The organism is Streptomyces sp. NPDC091412 (assembly GCF_044756885.1).
Taxonomy (GTDB): Bacteria; Actinomycetota; Actinomycetes; order Streptomycetales; family Streptomycetaceae; genus Streptomyces.
In genome coordinates this window covers 484,621-504,202 of the sequence record NZ_JBIVTV010000004.1, presented here as the reverse complement: position 1 = coordinate 504,202, position 19,582 = coordinate 484,621, and the positions used below count along the sequence as shown (strand labels likewise).

The 19,582-nt window shown below is 72.0% G+C and carries 11 protein-coding genes and 2 pseudogenes; 1 reads left to right on the top strand and 12 read right to left on the bottom strand.

Annotated features, from left to right (window positions below; translation table 11 throughout):
* Positions 1–59 precede the first annotated feature (59 nt).
* Positions 60–815: a hypothetical protein gene (locus tag ACIQMV_RS13555; RefSeq protein ID WP_402592771.1), complete on the bottom strand. Its 756-nt coding sequence runs from the start codon at positions 813–815 to the stop codon at positions 60–62.
* Between the two features lie 187 nt (positions 816–1,002).
* Positions 1,003–2,496, bottom strand: a complete 1,494-nt coding sequence (locus tag ACIQMV_RS13550) for an FG-GAP repeat protein (RefSeq protein WP_402592770.1) — start codon at positions 2,494–2,496, stop codon at positions 1,003–1,005.
* Positions 2,497–2,776: 280 nt separating this feature from the next.
* Here ACIQMV_RS13550 and ACIQMV_RS13545 point away from each other — a divergent pair, with 280 nt between their 5' ends.
* Positions 2,777–3,373 carry an acyltransferase gene (locus tag ACIQMV_RS13545; RefSeq protein WP_402592769.1) on the top strand — a complete coding sequence of 199 codons (597 nt, stop codon included), beginning with the start codon at positions 2,777–2,779 and terminating at the stop codon, positions 3,371–3,373.
* A gap of 93 nt (positions 3,374–3,466) precedes the next feature.
* On the opposite strand, the gene ACIQMV_RS13540 is transcribed toward ACIQMV_RS13545, so the two are convergent.
* The 10 genes and pseudogenes from ACIQMV_RS13540 to ACIQMV_RS13495 form a co-directional block, all read right to left on the bottom strand.
* The gene (locus ACIQMV_RS13540; protein ID WP_402592768.1) at positions 3,467–5,560 is read right to left on the bottom strand and encodes a glycosyltransferase family 1 protein; all 2,094 of its coding nucleotides are present in this window, start codon (positions 5,558–5,560) and stop codon (positions 3,467–3,469) included.
* Complete coding sequence (locus ACIQMV_RS13535) at positions 5,560–6,936, bottom strand: glycosyl transferase (protein ID WP_402592767.1); 1,377 nt, start codon at positions 6,934–6,936, stop codon at positions 5,560–5,562. Before ACIQMV_RS13535 ends, ACIQMV_RS13540 begins: the two co-directional genes overlap by 1 nt.
* Positions 6,937–6,994: 58 nt before the next feature.
* Positions 6,995–8,278, bottom strand: coding sequence for a nucleotide sugar dehydrogenase (locus ACIQMV_RS13530; RefSeq protein WP_402592766.1), 1,284 nt, complete (start codon positions 8,276–8,278; stop codon positions 6,995–6,997).
* 75 nt (positions 8,279–8,353) lie between these two features.
* Positions 8,354–9,379 carry a Gfo/Idh/MocA family protein gene (locus ACIQMV_RS13525; protein ID WP_141360954.1) on the bottom strand — a complete coding sequence of 342 codons (1,026 nt, stop codon included), beginning with the start codon at positions 9,377–9,379 and terminating at the stop codon, positions 8,354–8,356.
* On the bottom strand, positions 9,376–10,491 hold the full coding sequence (locus tag ACIQMV_RS13520; RefSeq protein ID WP_401781505.1) for a DegT/DnrJ/EryC1/StrS family aminotransferase: 1,116 nt from the start codon (positions 10,489–10,491) through the stop codon (positions 9,376–9,378). Before ACIQMV_RS13520 ends, ACIQMV_RS13525 begins: the two co-directional genes overlap by 4 nt.
* Before the next feature lie 997 nt (positions 10,492–11,488).
* The gene (locus tag ACIQMV_RS13515) at positions 11,489–11,950 is read right to left on the bottom strand and encodes a hypothetical protein (protein WP_402592765.1); all 462 of its coding nucleotides are present in this window, start codon (positions 11,948–11,950) and stop codon (positions 11,489–11,491) included.
* Between the two features lie 635 nt (positions 11,951–12,585).
* Positions 12,586–13,168, bottom strand: a pseudogene (locus tag ACIQMV_RS13510) (hypothetical protein).
* A 112-nt stretch (positions 13,169–13,280) separates the two neighbouring features.
* Positions 13,281–17,846 carry an Rne/Rng family ribonuclease gene (locus ACIQMV_RS13505; protein ID WP_402592764.1) on the bottom strand — a complete coding sequence of 1,522 codons (4,566 nt, stop codon included), beginning with the start codon at positions 17,844–17,846 and terminating at the stop codon, positions 13,281–13,283.
* A 274-nt stretch (positions 17,847–18,120) separates the two neighbouring features.
* Positions 18,121–18,906 (bottom strand): TIGR03936 family radical SAM-associated protein, encoded by a 786-nt coding sequence (locus ACIQMV_RS13500; RefSeq protein WP_141360946.1) that lies wholly within the window; start codon positions 18,904–18,906, stop codon positions 18,121–18,123.
* 140 nt (positions 18,907–19,046) lie between these two features.
* A pseudogene (locus ACIQMV_RS13495) lies at positions 19,047–19,582 on the bottom strand (hypothetical protein); the annotation flags it as partial.

Here is a 19,582-nt window from a genome sequence, read left to right as displayed (position 1 = left end):
AATCCGCCGGCCGGGCCGGCTTGCCCGGCGGAACGCCGCGAGCGGCCGGCGGGACGTCATCACACGGCGGCACCGAAGGCGGCGCCGCCCGCGGGGATGCCGCCCTCGCCGGACCTCCAGGTCTGCGTCGGCGCGCCGCCCGAGGCGGTGTTCCACGGGAACGCGTGGACCGCGTGCCCCTCGGCCGGCCCGTAGGGAACCCCCACGTACAGCGCGGAGGGACTGCTGCCGAGGCTGATGCCCGCGTAGGTCCGCGGGTACGGGGCCATCGCGAGCGCGCTGCCGTGGCGGTCGTCGGTCTGGGCGGCGCTGTCGGGTCCGGGTACACGGCCCTGGCCCATGCCGAAGAGCGGGTCGGGTATGCCGTTCGAGTTGATCGACGGCCTGAACGCCTGCACGCCTCCGGCGAAGGCGACGGTTCCGATGCTCTCGCCGGGAGCACCGACCACGAAGAAGCGGTCGGTGGCGGCGATCGAGGAGCCGAAACGGTCGTACGGCTCCGCTTCCTCCCACACCCCGGTGCTGTTCTGACTCACGGACGCCGCCTTGAAGTCGGTCCCGTAGACGTAGCCGATCAGGCCCATGTCCACGCCGCCCGCGCCGTCCTCGCCCGGAACCCCGATGACCAGGAACGGGTAGCCGGTCGGGGACGTACCGGCCGCCACCGTGCATCCGCGCCAGTCGTCCTCCTCGGGCCCCCCGCCCAGCGGCTGGTTCGCACCCTGGACGAAGCCCTTGCTGGGGAACTCCTGCCCGACAGCGGTGGTCGAACCGAAGACGATCTGAACGTGGCCCGCGTCCCGCACGGTGCCCACGTCCTCTCTCCGACCAGCGCCACGGAAGCGGTACGCCGGCCGCGGTGCGCCGCCTGTCGTCGCCCTCCGCCTAATCGCCGGTGACGCTCTGTAGTGATCTGTCCGCTCGCGGACATGAGTTCGCCCCTCCTCCTGCTGTGATGACGCCGCGGTACGACCGAGCACCGCCGGCGTGGGAGCCCGACGGTCAGCCGACGACCGCGCCGAAGGCGACGCCCGCCGCCGGGATGCCGCCCGCGCCGGGCCTGAACGTCTGGGTCGGCGCCCCGCCGGGGGCGACATTCCAGGGGAAGCCGTGGACGGCCCTGTTCCCGGGCGGCCCGTAGGGCACCCCGACGTACAGCAGCGAGGGTGACGCGCTCAGGGACAGGCCGCTGAGCATGCGCGGTGCGGGCTCGGCGGGGATGCCGTACCCGGGTTCGACCCAGGAGTCGGAGGCACCGGGATCACCGACCAGGGGGACGATCAGGACCCCGCCCTTGTCCGGGTACTCCTCCTCCGCCTCCTCGCCGGGCACGCCGATCGCCAGCCGGGTGGTGGCGCCGGTGGAGGTCGTGTTCGGGGAGGTGTTGACCGCGGCGAGCCGCCGGCCGAAGAAGTCGCCGGCCTCTGCCTCGCCCTCCACCCCGGCGGCGTTCTGGTCGATCCAGGCGACCTCGGTGAAGCCGGTCGCGGTGAGCCGGAAGACCTGGACGGCACCGGCGTCGACGGTGGTCGACAGGTCCTCGCCCGGAACGCCGACCGCGAGCAGCGACTCGGTGGTGGAGGTGGCGCCCGCGGGCCGGTACGGGACCATGGCGAGTGCGGCGCCGAACTGATCGCCGACCTCCTCGGCCCCGCTGACGGCGGCCTGGTCCTGGGCGATCCCGGCGATCGGCTTGGGGTAACCGGAGACGAGCGTGTGGCTGAACTCCGCCACCCCGCCGGCGAAGGTCGTGGTGCCGAGCGCCTCGCCGGGCGAGCCCACCGCGAAGTGGGTCGGCGTCGCGGCGAGGGCGGAGCCGTAGCGGTCGTCCACCTCGACCACACCGGGCACGGCACCGGCCTTGTCGGTGTCCTGGGTGACGAAGACGACCGTCTGCGCGGTGCCGCTCACGTAGTAGAAGCCGCCGGCGTCCTCCACCGTGCCGATGGATTCGCCGGGGCTGCCGATGATCAGGTAGGGCGTGCCGCCGGAGGTCTTGCCGGCCGCGAGGGCGTAGCCGACCCAGTCGTCGGTCTCCGGACCGCCGCCGAGCGCCTTGCCACTGCCCTGGTAGAACTCCTTCACGGCTTTGCCGCCGGCGTTCAGGCCCTTGGTGGAGCCGTAGTACACGTGCACGGACCCGGAGTCCGGCACAGTGCCGATGTCCTCGAACGGATTGCCGACGACCAGATCGCTGCAGCCGTCCAGGTCGGCGTCGTAGACGGCGAGCGAGTAACCGAACTGGTCGCCCGCCTCCGGGACTCCCGGAACGGAGGCGGAGGACTGCAGGAGGGTGAGTGTGCCCTTGCCCCCGCCGTAGACGACGTGCACAGCGCCCGACTTCGGGACGCCCTCGTCGCTCGCCTCGGGGTCGGAGATCACCGTGTCCCTGATGCCGTCGCCGTTGAAGTCGGACTCAACCCCCGAGGGGCACGCGACGGCGGCCGCGGCCGGTGTTCCCCCAGGTCCGAGCCCCCAGACCGATAACGCTGCCATCAGGACAGCGGCGGCCGCGCGCCGCCATCCTTTCCCCGCCCTTGGCACAAATACCCCACAAGTAAAGAGGGTTCAAAAAAGGTCAAGTGATCATCCCCTCACTTGAGGTGAGCATGCAATAACCGCGGCGGCAGCACCTGAGTGGCGAGCGTCACACTCTGGCCACATCTCGTTCATGACACCTGCATGCGCCGCACACGCGAGCGCCAGAGGGCGGACGCGGGTCCTCCCGCGGCGGGGAATATGCTCGCTGCCGAAGCCAACAGGGGAAGGCAGCCAGGTGAACTACAGGGTCCAGCCCAGTGCCCAGGTCGACGGGAGCGCCGAGATCGGTGCCGGCAGCAGCGTGTGGGACCTCGCGCAGATCCGTGAGGATGCCCGTCTCGGCGAGGGGTGCGTGATCGGGCGCGGCGCGTACGTCGGCTCGGGCGTGCGCATGGGCGACAACTGCAAGCTGCAGAACTACGCACTCGTCTACGAGCCGGCCGAACTCGGGGACGGCGTCTTCATCGGCCCGGCCGTCGTTCTCACCAACGACCACAACCCGCGCTCCGTCGACCCCGAGGGCAAGCAGAAGCGCGGCGACGACTGGGAGGCCGTCGGCGTGAAGATCGCCGACGGGGCCTCGATCGGCGCGCGTTCCGTGTGCGTCGCACCACTGGCCATCGGCCGCTGGGCGATGGTCGCCGCCGGCGCCGTGGTCACCAAGGACGTCCCGGACTTCGCCCTGGTCATGGGCGTGCCGGCGCGGCAGACCGGCTGGGTGGGGCGTGCCGGGCACAAGCTCGTGCGGAAGGAGTCCGGGGTGTGGCAGTGCCCGCAGACGGGCGCCCTGTACGACGAGAAGGACGGCACCCTCACCGAGCGCGACGCCTGAGGAAGTGGACGAACGGCCCGTGGTCCGCAGGAACCTGCCTGCGGACCACGGGCCGTCTCACGCCCTCCTGGCCCAAGGGCCGGGCTCTCCGCGTCAGCCGATGCCGAAGAGCCGGTCGAACTCTCCCCGGACCACCGGCCAGTCCCACGAGGCCAGGGCGTACTTCTCGCTCTCGCGGGCGTGCCCCGCCCAGGTCTCCTCGTCGGCGGTGACGGCGAGGATCCGGTCCGCGGCCGCCTCCGGGGTGGCCACCACCCACTCCGCCGGGTAGAGCGTCGAGGCGCCGTGCTTCTGCCCCGCGAAGAAGGGCCAGTCACGGACGACGGGAACCGCCCCGCTGGCGGCGCCCTCCATCACGCCGACATGGCAGCCCTCGCGCACGGAGCTGCTGAGGATGACGCCGACGTCCCGCAGGTTGCCGGGCACGTCGGTGGTGGCTCCCCGGCGCTCCACGGCCCCCTCTTTCACCAGCGGGGCCACCTTGCGCTGGAAGGAGCGCTGGTAGGCGGCAGCCGCCTGGCTCGCCTTCGTGTTCATGTCGCCGCCGATCATCACCAGCCGGTAGCGCTCGTCGCGGCGGCGCAATTCCCGGATGACGCGCAGGGCCCACAAGGGGTCCTTGGCGACCTGCCCGATGCCCACCATGCCCACGGTGAATCGGGCGTCGGGGTTCTTCGGCAGGGCGAAGCCGGCGAGGTCCATGCCGTTGTCGACGATGTGCGTGCGCGGCGCCTGCGGTCCGGTCAGGGCCGGCACGGAACGCAGGGCCAGGTCACGGATGTGGTCCGCGACGAAGACCAGGTCGTCGACGCGGGAGAAGTCCGTCAGCCGGGGCCAGTGCGAGAAGGCCTCGTAGCTGTGGAGCCGTACCACGATGCGGGCGGTGCCCGGGTCCACGCTGGTGAACAGCGCCGCGGCGGCGGCGCACCAGTCGATGAACACCGTGTCGGCCCAGTCGAGGTAGGGGCGCAGATGCTGCTCGGCGGTGAAGCCGTACATCGGATCGCCGCCGAGGCGGTAGTCCAGGAGACGCCGACGGTTGCCGGCGAGCCGCTTGAGGCCGGGGTAGTCGGTGATGTCGAGGAACCTGAGCTCGACGTCGGGATTCGACTCGTAGTGGTTCCTGATCAGTCCGAGGAAGTTGTCGTTGCCGTCCGTCACGACCAGCAGGCGCCGCGGCCTGCCCGGCTCCGGCTCCGCCACCGGATGCGCCCGGCCGCGCCCCCCAGCCACAGCGGACGCTGCCGTCGACGCCGCGGTCAGACGGGCGAACTCCTCCGCCTGCTTCGGCAGCGGGCTCATCCGCTGGTCGATGTGGGCGACGCGGTGGAAGGCCGTCTGCAGGCCGTGGTTGACGAACTCCGCGGCGCCGGCCGCGTCCTGCTCCGCGAACAAGCGGTCGGCGTGGGCGAGGTCGGCCTCGGCCGAGGCCAGCAGGGTGTCCGGCGTGGATCCCTGCGCCAGCGCACGCCGGGTCGCGTTGCGCAGGACCTCGGAACGCGCCTCGGTGTCGCGAAGCCTGCCCGCCACCGAACTCGCGGTCGCGAGCGCGGCCTGGTTGCGCTTGGCGGCGAACAGACCGGTCACCAGGTTGCGGGTCATGTCGACGCGGGTCCTCTCCCGCATCGGAAGGAGCGGTACACGCCGGGCGAGAACCGCACCGGCCTTGTTTCCCAGCAGCTTCTCGTTGCCCAGGAGCAGGGCTATGTCCGAGGTGCGCTCCTCCTGCCCGCTGTTCTCCTCGCTCGTCTGCTCGGCGCTCGGCGGCCGCGCAACCCCGTCCCGCACCGCCTGAGCCTTGCGCTGCGCCGCGGCCAGGCCCGCGCACGCGTGTGCCCGCGGGTTGAGCCGGGCCAGCTCCCAGGCGCTGTAGTAGGCCTTGGTGTCGACCGCGACGATCACGTCGGCCGCCTTCGTCAGACGCAGCACCTCCTGGTCCGCGCCGACGTAGGCCCAGAAGCGTTCGTGCGGGTGCATTTCCACGGCACGGGCCCGGGCCCGCCAGCCCAGGTTGGCGCCGTCCGTCGCCACCCGCCGCACGGTCCCGAGTCCCCACTCGGGGTCGATGGCGGGCTCGGAGAAGGTGCCGACGAGATGAACGCGCGCGTCGAGTTCCTTCAGTTCGGCGACGAACGCGGAGAGGATGTCGATGTTGGGCGTGCGCCCGACCACGACGAGCACGTCCATCACGATTCCACCTTCTCCTTGATCTCGGGGACCGCTCCCGTGACCAGTTCGGTCAGGGCACACACCGCGGGCCGCATGAGCGTCCCGCGCTCATAGGCCGCACCGTGCGCGCGTGCCGCCCGGCGCTGCTCGTCGGTGGCCGAGACCGCCAGGTGAGCGGCGCGGCAGAACGAATCCGTCAGCTTCTCGACGTCGAGACCGTGCGCACCGGTCCACAGGGGGTGACCGTCCAGGAGGTGGGACGCGTCGTGCTCCCGTTCGTGCATGGACACGATCGGAAGGCCGGTGCTCATGTACTCGTAGACCTTGCCGGAGGTCATGTGCCGGCCGCCCAGGATGACGAGCAGCAGGGCGTCCCAGCCGCCGTAGACCTGGGACACCTCCGCCTTGGGCGCGGGGCCGCCGACCACGACTCCGTCGTCGGCGGCCCCGCGCAGCAGTTCCATGTGCTGGTTGGCGCCGCGGTTGGCTCCGTAACCGATGTGTCCGCGTACCTCCAGCCTTGCCGAGGCGACGAGCGGATCGCGGGCGCGCGCGGCGTTCCAGGCGTCAAGGACCTTCTCCAGCAGCCGGACCGAGAAGCTGACCGTTCCCAGGTGGCCGAAGACGAGCGGCTCGTCGGCGGACCGCTGCCGGGCCGGCAGGTCCACGCTGTCGGCGTCGTAGCCGTTGCGGACGACGTGGACGCGTGAGCGGTGTTCGGGGTAGCGGTTGCGGTAATGCTCCGCGATGGGGTCGTTGACGCACCAGAAGGACACCGCGTCGGCGATGGCCCGCTCTTCCCACTTCGCCGCCTCGGAATCCCTGGGGAACGCCTCGACGTCGTCCACCACGTCGATGGACCAGCCGTCGCGGAAGTCCACGGCGTAGGGCACGCCGCAGTCCTCGTACAGGCGGCGCACGGGGGCCAGTTGGACGTACGGGACGCAGCTGGCCAGGGAGAGCGTCACGGGGTTCTCCCGGTGGATGCGCAGCGCGGCCTCCTCCAGGTCGTACCGCCAGCCGCCGAAGACTGGGTCGGGGAAGACCTCGGACGCCTGCTCGCGCATGGTCCTGTGCCACAGCTTCGGGTCGATGGCCCGTTCCCGCGAGAACCGGCGCAGGTCGGTCTCCAGGTCGTCCCGGGACAGCGGCAGCTTCACGATGTCGATCCGGGGGTCGACGGACGCGGAGAGGGTCGGGTCGATGCCGCAGTCGCCCAGCCAGCCTTCGTCCTCAATGGTGACGACGGTGACCCGCCACCCCAGCGACACGAACTGGTTGGCGGTCTCCCGCATGCGGAAAACGCAGCTCTTGGCCGCGGGCGGGAAACCGATCGCGAAGTACAGCAGGTGCGGGCGGTCGCCCGCCTCGGGTCTTGGTTCAGCGGTTGACAAGAGAGCTTCCTCAGCTGGATGAGTGGGCCGTTGGGCGGGCGACCGAGCCGCTTGCTGGTCAGCCGCCGATGACGACCCGGCGCACGCCCTCCCAGCGGGCCGGGTCGGTGGTGCGGCGGCCGTCGACCAGGACGCGTACGTCCGGCAGGTCGGTTGCCGACAGCTCGCGGTACTCGGCGTGGTCGGCCTGGAGGATGGCGGCGGTCACGGTCTGGCCCTCGTGCGGAGGCAGGCCGTGCGCGGTCAGCTCCTCGGCGGTGTACATCGGGTCGGAGACGCAGGGCACCGCGCCGCGCTCGCGCAGCGCCTCCACCGTGCCGTAGACGCCCGAGAACGCGGTCTCCTTGACACCGCCCCGGTAGGCGGCGCCCAGCACGAGGACGTTCACGCCGGTCAGATCGCCGTAGGCGGCCGCGAGGAGGTCGACGGCGTACGCCGGCATGGCCGCGTTGGCCTCGCGGGCGGCGCGCACCACGGTGGCCTGCGGGTCGTTCCACAGGTACATCCGCGGGTAGATCGGGATGCAGTGGCCGCCGACGGCGATGCCCGGCTGGTGGATGTGGCTGTAGGGCTGGCTGTTGCAGGCCTCGATGACCTTCTTGACGTCGATGCCCGCGGTGTCGGCGAAGCGCGCGAACTGGTTGGCCAGGCCGATGTTGACGTCCCGGTAGGTGGTCTCGGCGAGCTTGGCCATCTCGGACGCCTCCGAGGTGCCCAGGTCCCACACGCCGTTGGGCCGCGGCAGGTCGTCGCGCTCGTCGAAGTCGAGGACCTGCCGGTAGAAGTCCACGCCGCGCCGGGTCGACGCCTCGTCGATGCCGCCGACCAGCTTCGGGTAGCGCCGCAGGTCGGCGAAGACCCGGCCGGTGAGGACCCGCTCCGGGGAGAACACCAGGTGGAAGTCCTCGCCCGCGGTCAGCCCCGAGCCCTCGGCGAGCATCGGCGCCCAGCGGTCGCGGGTCGTGCCGACGGGGAGCGTGGTCTCGTACGACACCAGGGTGCCCGGCTTCAGCCCCTGTGCGATGGCCGTGGTCGCCGCGTCCATCCAGCCGAAGTCCGGCACGCCCTCGGCGTCCACGAACAGCGGCACGACCACGACGACGGCCTCGGACCGGGCCACCGCGTCGGCGGTGTCGGTGGTGGCGGACAGCAGCCCGTCGTCGACGGCCCGCTTGAGCCGGACGTCGAGGTCGTGCTCGCCGGGGAAGGGCTCGGTACCGGCGTTGACCAGGTCGACGACCTTCTCGTTGACGTCGGCGCCGATCACCCGGTGGCCCTTGGAGGCGAACTGCACGGCGAGCGGCAGGCCGATCTTCCCGAGGGCGACTACGCAGATGTTCATGGACGGGGTGCCTCTTTCTCGGGGCGGTCTGCGGGACCGGGACACGGGACCCGGCAGGAAGCGATGGGCCGAGCGTCAGGCCCCGGACGGCACGGCGTCGTCGGCCGTGTCCAGCCGCACGGTGTCGCCGGTGGCGGCGGATTCGAGCACCGCGGCGGCCACCTCGACCGTCCGCAGGCCCTGGCGGAGCGTCGAGATCTCGTGCGAGCGGCCGAGCACGGCGTCCCGGAAGAACTCGTGCTCGACGAGGAGCGGCTCCCGCTTGGGGATCGCGTAGCGGATCATGTCGCCCTCGGCGACGCCGCGGAACGCCTGCAGGGCCTCCCACTCGGTCGCGACGGCCGCGTTGGAGTGGAAGGTCAGGTCCGCGGTGAGGGTGTCGGCGATGAAGCAGCCGCGCTCGCCGGTGACCGAGGTGAACCGCTCCTTGAGCGGACTCAGCCAGTTGACGAGGTGGTTGACCATGGTGCCGTCGGCCAGCTGCCCGACGGCGGCGACCATGTCCTCGTGCGGGCGGCCGCTCTTGGAGACGGTGTGCGCGGAGACCGACACGTAGGGCTTGCCGGTGACCCAGGCGGTCAGGTCGATGTCGTGGGTCGCCAGGTCCTTGACCACGCCCACGTCGGCTATACGGTGCGGGAACGGCCCCTGCCTGCGGGTCACGACCTGGAACACCTCGCCCAGCTCACCCGCCTCCAGGCGGGCCCGCAGGCTCTGCAGCGCCGGGTTGTAGCGCTCGATGTGGCCGACGCCGGCCACCAGGCCGCGGGCCTCGAACGCCTCGACCAGGCGCCGCGCGCCCTCTACGGTGTCGGCCACCGGCTTCTCGACCAGCGCGTGCACCCCGGCCTCGGCGAGCTGCAGGCCGACCTCCTCGTGGAGCGCGGTCGGGCAGGCCACCACGGTGTAGTCGACGCCCAGCGCGACGAGCTGCTCGACGGACTCCAGGACCGGCACGCCCCGCGAGACGCCGAACTTGTCGCCCATCGGGTCGACGACGGCGACCAGTTCCACGCCGTCAAGTTCGGACAGGATCCGGCAGTGGTGGCGGCCCATGGACCCCAGGCCGACGAGACCGGCCCGCAGCTTCGCCTCACTCACAGTGTGTCTCCCAGGGTGTTCACGGCGTCGGCGATGCGCACGAGGTCGGCGTCGGTCAGCGACGGGTGGACCGGCAGCGACACGACCTGGGCGGCGGCCCGGTCGGTCTGCGGCAGGTCCCAGGTCCGGCCGGCCTTGCGGTCCGGCTCCCGGTACGGCGTGAGCCGGTGGATGGGGGTCGGGTAGTAGACGGCGTTGCCCACTCCGGCGGCCGTGAGCCGCTCCTGCACCGCGTCCCGGTCCATGCCCTCAGGCACCCGCACGGTGTACTGGTGGTAGACGTGCCGCGCGCCCTCGGCGACCGGCGGCGTCACCAGCGCGGTGATGTGCTCGTCGAGGTGGGCGGCGTTGGCGCGGCGGCGGTCCGTCCACTCGGCGAGCCGCCCGAGCTGCACCCGCCCGATGGCCGCGGCGACGTCCGTCATCCGCATGTTGGCGCCGACGATCTCGTTGGCGTAGCGCTGCTCCATGCCCTGGTTGCGCAGCAGCCTGAGGGTGCGCGCCACCTGGGGGTCGGCGGTGGTGATCATGCCGCCCTCCAGGGCGTGCATGTTCTTCGTCGGGTAGAAGCTGAACGTTCCGGCGGTGCCGAACGCGCCGACCGGAGTGCCGTTCAGCTGCGCCGCGTGGGCCTGACAGGCGTCCTCGACGACGGCGAGGCCGTGCTTCTCGGCGATCGGCAGAAGCCGGTCCATGGCCGCCGGGTGCCCGTACAGGTGGACCGGCATGACGGCGGCGGTGCGCGGGGTGACGGCCGCCTCGACCGCGTCGGGATCGAGGCAGAAGCTGCCGGGCTCGATGTCGGCGAAGACGACGTCGGCGCCGACCAGGCGGACGGCGTTGGCGGAAGCGGCGAAGGAGAACGAGGGCACGATCACCTCGTCGCCCGGGCCGATACCGAGGGCCATCAGGGTCAGCTGGAGCGCGGAGGTCCCGGAGTTGACGGCGACGCAGTGGCGCCCGTCGACCAACTCGGAGAACTCCGACTCGAAGGCGGCCACCTCGGGCCCCTGCACGACCCTGCCGCTGCGCAGCACGCGCACCGCGGCCTCGATCTCCTCATCGCCGATCACCGGCCGAGCAGCCGGGATGGACTCCAGGGCGTCCGCCATCGGCGTCCTCCTCTTCAACGGCCTTGTCGCCGCACGACATACCTGAGCCGGGAGGTGGCCGCCGTGGCACGTTCGTCCGCTTCCCGTGGATCACCGGTGCTACGGGACGGCGTACAGGTCTCCGCCGAATCCCCCGCCGACGGGGTGCTCTGAGGGAGAGTCAGCCGCGAGCGGGACCGGCGTGCTCGTCGGCTGTGGTCCTCGGCAAACGCCTGGGTGTACGTCTCGGCAGCGGCCGATACCGCCGTTCAGGCTATCAAAAGGCGCACGTGCGTTCCCCTGTCCGCCACCCCTCCGTAACCTCGGGCGTTCGACCGGGGTCCGAGCGGGCCGGGTGCGCTCGCACGGGCAGGGGCGGCGCGGCACCGGAGGCGCCAGATTGTACAGACGGGCGATGCCGAGCACGGCGTGGTAGACGCCGTCGCCCTTCAGGCGGCAGCCATGCAGGGTCTTCCAGCCCTTCATGCGGCCGCCGCGGGCACACGAGCGCCCACGCCGGCCGGTGGCGCAACTCCTCCAGCATCCCGGCAACCTCGCGGCTCGCGTACGCGCCGGGGAGGAATCCGTACCAGGGCGACGGCCGCGCCTCAGGATGCGGCCCGGGGCAGGCGGCCCACCCACCGGCCCCTACAGACGGGCCACGCCGACCGGTGGCGCAACTCCTCCAGCATCCCGGCAACCTCGCGGCTCGCGTACGCGCCGGGGAGGAATCCGTACCAGGGCGACGGCCGCGCCTCAGGATGCGGCCCGGGGCAGGCGGCCCACCCACCGGCCCCTACAGACGGGCCACGCCGACCGGCTCGGCGCCCTTGGAGTACCGGCTCGCTGATGTTCGTCTCGAAGGTGACGCGGTGCCGTTCGGGATGCGCGGGCCGTTCAACCTGGTCCGAGGTCAGCGGGCCGTCGATGAGGGCGGCATCCAGCATGAGGAAGGAGGCGGCTGCCTCACCAGCTCTTGTGGTGACGTAGCCGCCTGGTACGCCCTTTCAGACAAGAATTACCCGTGCCATGAGTCCGTGCTGAGATTACCCGCATCATAGCCGTTCATCCACAATTCGGAAGTCGCGGAGATATCACGCGTACCGGAGTAGGTTGTGCCGAAGCAACCGCGCGTGAAGCCGGGATTGAGCGTCGATTCCAAGCATGAAAAGTCCCAGTTCCCGGCGTATGTGCCACCTGTGTTGTAGTGGTGAACGACACCGCGAATAACGGCGGCCTTGGTGCCGCTGTTCTGCACGACAAGCACGGCCTGCGCATCATTCTTGGCGTTACGCACAATGCACGTCTTAAAATTGATATTAAGAGACAGGCGGTGAGCCTTGGGGGTCGAGCAGCTCCAGGTCGAGCTTGTGCTCACCTCCTGCCAGTACGGGAACGCTGATGCTGGAGTCGAAGTAGCAAGGCAGGTAAGAACGGCTGCCGAAACTGCCACACCGGCACCAAAAATTTTCGCCTTCATCGGATCCCCTCTCGGTAGTCATGCTCCAGTCGGCGTAAGCGCACACCATGGCAGCGCCATGACACTGTCATGGTGGTGCAACCGCGCCGCGGAGCAGCGGCATAGCACTCGGGATGGTGGTTTCCGCACAAAGAGCCATCCCCCTGCCGCTTCAACCGCTGATCTTAATCAGACGTACGCGCGAAATTAGGGGCACGTTCAACGATTGTCTTAAAAGTGCCACACGACTGACGAATTTAGCCTCTTGACCAAACGCGCACTGATGTGTCGCGGTCTTCTGATTCGGTGTAATAGTCCTCCTACTCGCGTAACTGGCGTTGAAGACCCCGGGGTCGTCGATAAGGTCGCAGTCACCGAACAGGCCATCCACGTACGCGGCTCCAAAGCTCCCTGACTCGTTGTCACTTCACTTGTAAAGTGGCACGACCGGGCTCGGTTTGTAGCGTTTGCAGCGGAGGCTTGAGCTGAACCGAACTACCTCGGCGGCAGTGGTGCTGCCACTTTCAGCGAAGACGCCTGTGGGTAAACCCTGGCTCCGGATTCTGCAGGCTGATCACGCTGAGCGCCGCGGGCTGACCACCGCCGACCCACCGGACGTGACTGTCCTGGTCGACAGGCACAGTACGGTTTTCGTTTCAGGCAGTCGTTGGTCCGGCTTGGAGGGGCGTCCGACGGATCGTCATCGGCGGCCGAAGGCCGGCAACCGATTGCAGACGCCACGTCAGTTGCCGGGCTGCGGTGCGTTCGTCGTTGGTGGTGCAGGGCCGCAGATAGGCCCACTCGTCGAGCAGGGCGCGGTTGTGGCGTTCGACCTTGCCGTTGGTCTGCGGCCGGTCGGCGCGAGCTTGTTGCGCCGCCGTCGGGGATACGGCCCAGCTTTTTGACGTCCACGTGGACCAACTTGCCGAGCCGGATCCGTTCGTGGCGGCAGGCTACCTGGCCGGTGGGCCAGCCCAGGTACAAAAGCCGGTTGAGGCCGTGGCGGGCAAGGATGCGGTGCACCCTCGAGGGGAGCAGGCCCAGGATCGAGCCGGTGCGCGCGGGGCCCAGCTTGAGCTCCTGCCGCAGTCGGCACACACAGGCCTCGGTGTTGGCCGCGGTCCGGTGCGCTGTCCAATCCTCATCTCAGGCGACGTGGGCGACGAGACGGCCGGAACGTACACGCTCGATGAGCAGCCGTCTGCTGGGAACGGTCAGCCGGGCATTACGGTGGAGCACGAAGACCTCCGTGCGGTGAAGTCCTGGAGAACTCCACCACGCCGGAGGTCTTCGCCATGATCAAGCCCGATCGGCGTCAACAAGGCTCGTGATCAATACACCTAGGCCCTCGTCACTCCTCCACCGACGAGCCGACCGAGGACGGCGCCTGCTGGGCCGCCGCCGCGGTCTTCTTGGCCGTCGCCTTCTTGGCCGTCGTCTTCTTGGCCGCGGTCTTCTTGGCGGTCGTCGTCTTCGCCGCCTTCTTGGCCGTGGCCTTCTTCACGGCCGTCTTCTTGGCCGCGGTCTTCTTGGTGGCGGCCTTCTTCGCCGTCGCCTTCTTGGCCGTCTTGCGGGCCGCCGCCTTCTTCGCGGGAGTCGCCTCCGAGGCGGTCTCCTCGGCGGGCTCCTCCGCGGCGGCGGCCGATTCGGCCTCCTCCGCCGGGGCCGACGGGACGACCACGACGGCCGTGTCCTCGGACGCGGTCGGCGCGGTGGCCTTGCGCACGGCGCGGCGGCGCGGACGGGCCGGGGCGGCGGACTCGGCAGGGGCCTCCGGCTGCTCCGCCGGAACCGGAGCCGCTTCGACCGCGACGTCCTGCGGCTCGGCAGCCGCCGCCGGCGCGGCCTCGGACACCGTCACCACGGTCTCCTCGGCACCCGCCGGGGAACCGGCCGGAGCCGACACCTTGCGGGTCGCGCGACGACGCGTACGGCCCGTGGGGGCGGCCTCCTCGACGGGGGCCTCGGCCACGGGCGCCGGAACGGCCGGGGCCTCGACGGCCACGGGCTCGGCCTGAGCCTGTTCCGCCGGCTCCGGGCGCACCGGGCGCGCGGCCTCGGCGGCCGCCGTGACGTCCTGGGCCGTGGGAGCCGGGGTGCCACCGTCGGCGTGGGCCTTCGGCGCGCCCGCGGGCGCGGACGCCCGCCGGCTCGCGCGGCGCCGCGTGCGGCCACGGCTCGCCGCGGCCTCCGCCTCGGCGACGCTGCTGTACAGCTCCTCGTCCGGGGCCATCTCCAGCGCGGGCAGCGCGATGGGCTCGGCGGCCTCCGCCTCGGTCTCCGCCTCCTCCTCGGCGGTCGGGGCGACCACCTCGACGGCCACGGCCTCGTGCTCGTGCGGCTGCTCGGCACCGGCGCGGGCGCGCTTGCGGCGCTTGCTCCCGCCGCCACCGCCAACGCTCGGCTGCTCCAGGTGGACGATGACACCGCGGCCGTTGCAGTGGACGCAGGTCTCGGAGAAGGACTCCAGCAGTCCCTGGCCCACCCGCTTGCGGGTCATCTGCACCAGACCCAGCGAGGTCACCTCGGCCACCTGGTGCTTCGTCCGGTCGCGGCCCAGGCACTCCAGCAGACGGCGCAGCACCAGGTCGCGGTTGGACTCCAGGACCATGTCGATGAAGTCGATCACGATGATGCCGCCGAGGTCGCGCAGCCGCAGCTGGCGCACGATCTCCTCGGCCGCCTCCAGGTTGTTCCTGGTGACCGTCTCCTCCAGGTTGCCGCCCTGGCCGGTGAACTTACCGGTGTTGACGTCGATGACGACCATCGCCTCGGTCCGGTCGATCACCAGCGAACCACCGCTGGGCAGCCAGACCTTGCGGTCCAGCGCCTTGGCGAGCTGCTCGTCGATCCGGTACGTGGCGAAGACGTCGACCTCGCTGGTCCAGCGCTGCAGACGCGGCGCGAGGTCCGGGGCGACGTGCGAGACGTACCCGTGGATCGTCTGCCATGCCTCGTCACCGCTGACGATGACCTTGGAGAAGTCCTCGTTGAAGATGTCGCGCACGACCCGGACGGTCATGTCCGGCTCGCCGTACAGCAGCGACGGTGCGCTCGAACCGCCGCCGTTCTTGGCCTTCTTCTGGATGTCCTCCCACTGCGCCTGGAGCCGCTCGACGTCCCTGCGCAGCTCGTCCTCGCTCGCGCCCTCGGCGGCGGTGCGCACGATGACGCCCGCGTCCTCGGGGACGATCTTCTTGAGGATGGTCTTCAGCCGGGCCCGCTCGGTGTCGGGCAGCTTGCGGCTGATGCCGGTCATCGAGCCCTCGGGGACGTACACGAGGTAGCGGCCCGGGAGGGAGACCTGGCTGGTCAGACGGGCGCCCTTGTGTCCGATGGGGTCCTTGGTGACCTGGACGAGGACGGACTGGCCGGACTTGAGGGCGGACTCGATGCGCCGGGGGCCGTTGGCCATGCCGAGCGCCTCGAAGTTGACCTCACCGGCGTACAGCACGGCGTTGCGGCCCTTGCCGATGTCGATGAAGGCGGCCTCCATCGAGGGCAGGACGTTCTGCACCTTGCCGAGGTAGACGTTGCCGACGTACGAGGTCGACTGCTCCTTGTTGACGTAGTGCTCGACGAGCACGCCGTCCTCCAGGACGCCGATCTGCGTACGGTCGCCGTGCTGCCGGACCGCCATCACGCGCTCGACGGCCTCACGGCGGGCCAGGAACTCGGCCTCGGTGATGATCGGCACCCGGCGACGGCCCTGCTCGCGGCCCTCGCGGCGGCGCTGCTTCTTGGCCTCCAGGCGGGTCGAGCCCTTGATGGACTGCACCTCGTCGGACGGCTCGGCGGCCTTGCGGGGCTCACGCACCTTGACGACGGTGCGCTCGGGGTCGTCGGCGGACGGCTCGTCTTCCGTGCCGCTGTCACCGGCCCGGCGACGACGCCGACGGCGACGGCGGCTGCTGCTGGAGCCACCGCCCCCCTGCCGGCCCTCGTCCTCCTCGGCCGACTCCGCGGCCTCGGCCTCGTCCTCGTCGTCCTCGTCGAGCTGCTCGGCGGTGTCCTCGGCGTCCTGCGCGGCCTGCTCGGCGGCGAGCTCGTCGCTCTCCTCCGCGTACTCGTCCCCGCCGGCGGACTCGCCCCGGCGACGGCGGCGGCCACCGCGACGGCGGCGACGGCGCGAACCGGCCTCCTCGCCGTCCTCGCCCTCGGCGGCTTCCTCGGCCGACTCGGCGGCCTCCTCCTCCGTCTCGTCCTCGGCGGACTCGTCGGCGGTCCCGGCCACCCGGGTCTCGGGCTCCTCGCCACCGGAACCCCGGCGGCGACGGCGGCGGCGCGAACCGCCCTGCTCAGCCTGCTCAGCCTGCTCGGGCTGCTCGGGCTGCTCGGCCTGCTCCTCCGGAAGCTCCTCGACCTCCGCGGCCTCGGCCGCCGCCGCGGCGGCGGCCCGCTCCGGGGTCTGGAACATCGGCTCGGTGAAGACGGGCGCCTGGAACACGGCGACAGCGGGGCGCGCGGGCCGGCGCGACGACTCGCCGTCGCCGGCGGCGGACTCGGCGGCGGGCTCGGAGAAGCCGGTCGCGGCACGCCGCACGACCCGACGCCGGCTCCGCCTCGTCCCGGTCTCCTCGGCCCCGGCCTCGGCGGCGGGCGCCTTGGGCGCCTGCGACTCGTCGGCAACAGGGGTGGCGGGGGCGACGACGGCGGGGACCTGGTCCTCGCCGGGAGCCTCGGCGGACCGGGCCGCGGGGGTCTCGGTGACACCTGTGGCCTGGGCGGCGGGCTCGGACACGCGGCGCGTGGCACGCCGGCGGGCACGCCGCGGAGCAGCGTCCTCCACGACCTCGGCGGCGGGCTCGGGGGCCGTGACCTCCTCGGCGGCGGGGACCTCACTCACGGACTCCGCCGCGCTCTCGGGCGAGACGGCGGGCTCGGACGAGGCGGCGGGCTCGGACACGCGGCGCGTGGCACGCCGGCGGGCACGCCGCGGAGCAGCGTCCTCCACGACCTCGGCGGCGGGCTCGGGGGCCGTGACCTCCTCGGCGGCGGGGACCTCGCTCACGGACTCCGCCGCGCTCTCGGGCGAGACGGCGGGCTCGGACGAGGCGGCGGGCTCGGACACGCGGCGCGTGGCACGCCGGCGGGCACGCCGCGGAGCAGCGTCCTCCACAGCCTGGGCAGCGGGCTCAGGCTCGGCGGTCGCGGCCTCGGCGGCGGGCTCGGGGGCCGTGGCCTCGGGAGCGGCGTTCACCGCGGGGACCTCGGAAGCCTCGGCGGGCGCGGGGGCACCGGCGGGCGTGGACACACGCCGGGTCGCGCGGCGCCGCGTACGAGCGGCGGGCGCGGGCGCCTCCGCCGCCGGTTCGGCGACAGCCTCGGCACTCTCCTGCCGCTCCGCGCTCTCCGCGGGCGTGGCGGGGACGAGCGTCTCGACCGTCTCCGCGGACGCGGTGGGCGCGGACACGCTGCGGGTGGCACGCCGGCGGGTACGCCGCGGAGCGGCGGCCTCGCCGGCCTCCACGGACCCGGCGGACGTCTCGACGGCACCGGACCCGGTGGCCGGCGTCTCGGCGACGGCCGCCGCCGGCACGACGGTCTCGGCGGCAGCCTCGCCCTGGGCGGTCGTGGGGGTCCCGGCGGGCACGGAAACACGGCGTCGCGTACGGCGCGCGGGCGCGGCCTCCGCGGCGGCTTCCACGAGGGCGGCGGCCTCGGCCGCCTCCTCCGTCGCCTCGCCGGTGACCGTCTCGGCCCCGGGAATCTCCTGCTCCTCCACCTGCTCCGCGAGCTCCGCGGAGGTGGCGGCCGGTACGGCCGGAGCGGTGATCTCGGCCGCGGCCTCGGAGGACGCGGCGGCGGGCGGACCCGCCGGGCGGGACGCGGCACGGCGCCGACGACGCGGCGGCAGGGTGTCGCTCGGAGTGTTCAGTTCTTCGGAACCCTCGATGGGTTCGGTCGGTTCGAGCATGCGGGCGTATCTCCCGTCAGGCTCCCGGGCGCCGCGCCTGGTCCGGCGCCGATCATCGATCGACACCGTTGACGTCCGCGGCCGTGCCATGGGCGCCGGCCGCCGTCCGGGGCGCGGGCGCCGCACGGGAGCTCTCTGTGTCCTGTCTCGCCGGTTCCGTACCCCTTGTCGTGTACGGCCTGGCGAAAGTCTTCTGGTCGGTGCGCTGCCCGACCCAGGTGGCTCCCGAGTACGAGGGCGGCGCTTCGACGTACGTCCCGGTGCGGAACCGTCCCTACGCAGGCGCCTTCGCGGCGGCAGGAACGGCGGCCCCCACTGAATCGGCCGGGGCGGCCAGGTCTGCCTCGCGGTCGGGCGCGAGCGGGTCGGTCACCGTACCGGTCTCTTCATCGAGCAGCCCCTGCGCCAGCCTGGTCACCGCTGCGGGGACCGGCGGCGCCAGGTCGGCCACGGCGCGGAGACCGGACAGGACGTCGTCGGGTCGTACGGCAGGCGTCACGTGCCGAACAACCAGCCGCAGTATCGCACAAGGCTGGTCGCTCGGCCCATCAGCCGCCGAACCGTTCGTTTCCGCACTCTCCAGGTCCACCACCGCGGACCGGGCGTCGAAGGTGCGCATGCCGTTCTTGGTCAGGCGCTGCACTTCCACGGTCTCGGCCCCGTTGAAGGCCGCGACCGCACGTTCGGCCTCGGCCGGGTCCACACCGTCCAGCCGCAGCTCCCACACGGAAGCGGTCAGCCGGTCGGCGAGCCCCGACGTACGGGCCTCGACCGCCTCGACGACGTCCAGCCCGGCGGGCAACGACTCGTCGAGAAGCTCACGCAGGCGCTCCGGGTCGCGGGACGCGGTGAGCGCGATCTCCAGGTACTCCGCCTCACTGCCCGTGCCGGTGGGTGCGGCATTGGCGTAGGACACCTTCGGGTGCGGCGTGAACCCCGCCGAGTACGCCATCGGTACCTCGGCACGGCGCAGCGCACGCTCGAAGGCGCGCTGGAAGTCACGGTGGCTGGTGAACCGGAGGCGGCCACGCTTGGTGTAGCGCAGTCGGATGCGCTGCACCGCGGGTGCGGGCGGTGGGCCTTCGGGCTGTCGCTTGCCCAGTGGAACTTCTCCTCGTGTACGGCGGACGGTCCGTGGCACCACCCCGCTACGGCGGGGAGCGTCCGGTCCGGCACCTTTCCGGTGCCGTCCCGTCCGGATCACCCTCGCGTCGGCGGGGAGACTTCGCGCCCGGTCCTTGTCTCTAGAGTACGCGTCTCGGCCACCACAGGTTCCCGACGGGCCACCGGCCGGGGTTCCCCGAGGAGCGCCCGGCGCAGGTCGACTCGGGCCTGCCGGGCGATGTCGCGCGCCGCGGCGAGAGCCTGCCGGGCGGAGTGGCCCACCTGGCGCGCGATCCGCGCCGCGGGGCGCAGGACGGCGTCCCCGACGGCGTGCCCGACCGGCGTGAGCACCCGGCGGTACGCCCAGCGCACCGGCTCCACGACGAGCCGGCGCAGGACGGCCCCCAGGAACCGCCCGACGGCGAGGGAGATCCACCCGGCCACCCGCCAGGCGTGCCCGAGGGCGTCCGCCACCTCCCGCCCGACGACGGCCAGGGCGCGACCGACGGGGACGAGCACCCACCGCCACAGTCCCCTCCCGCACCAGGCGAGTCCGCGGCCGGCCGGCGTGAGGACCCACCGCCACAGCGCGAGCGCGGGTAGGACGAGCAGGACACGACAGGCCCAGCACA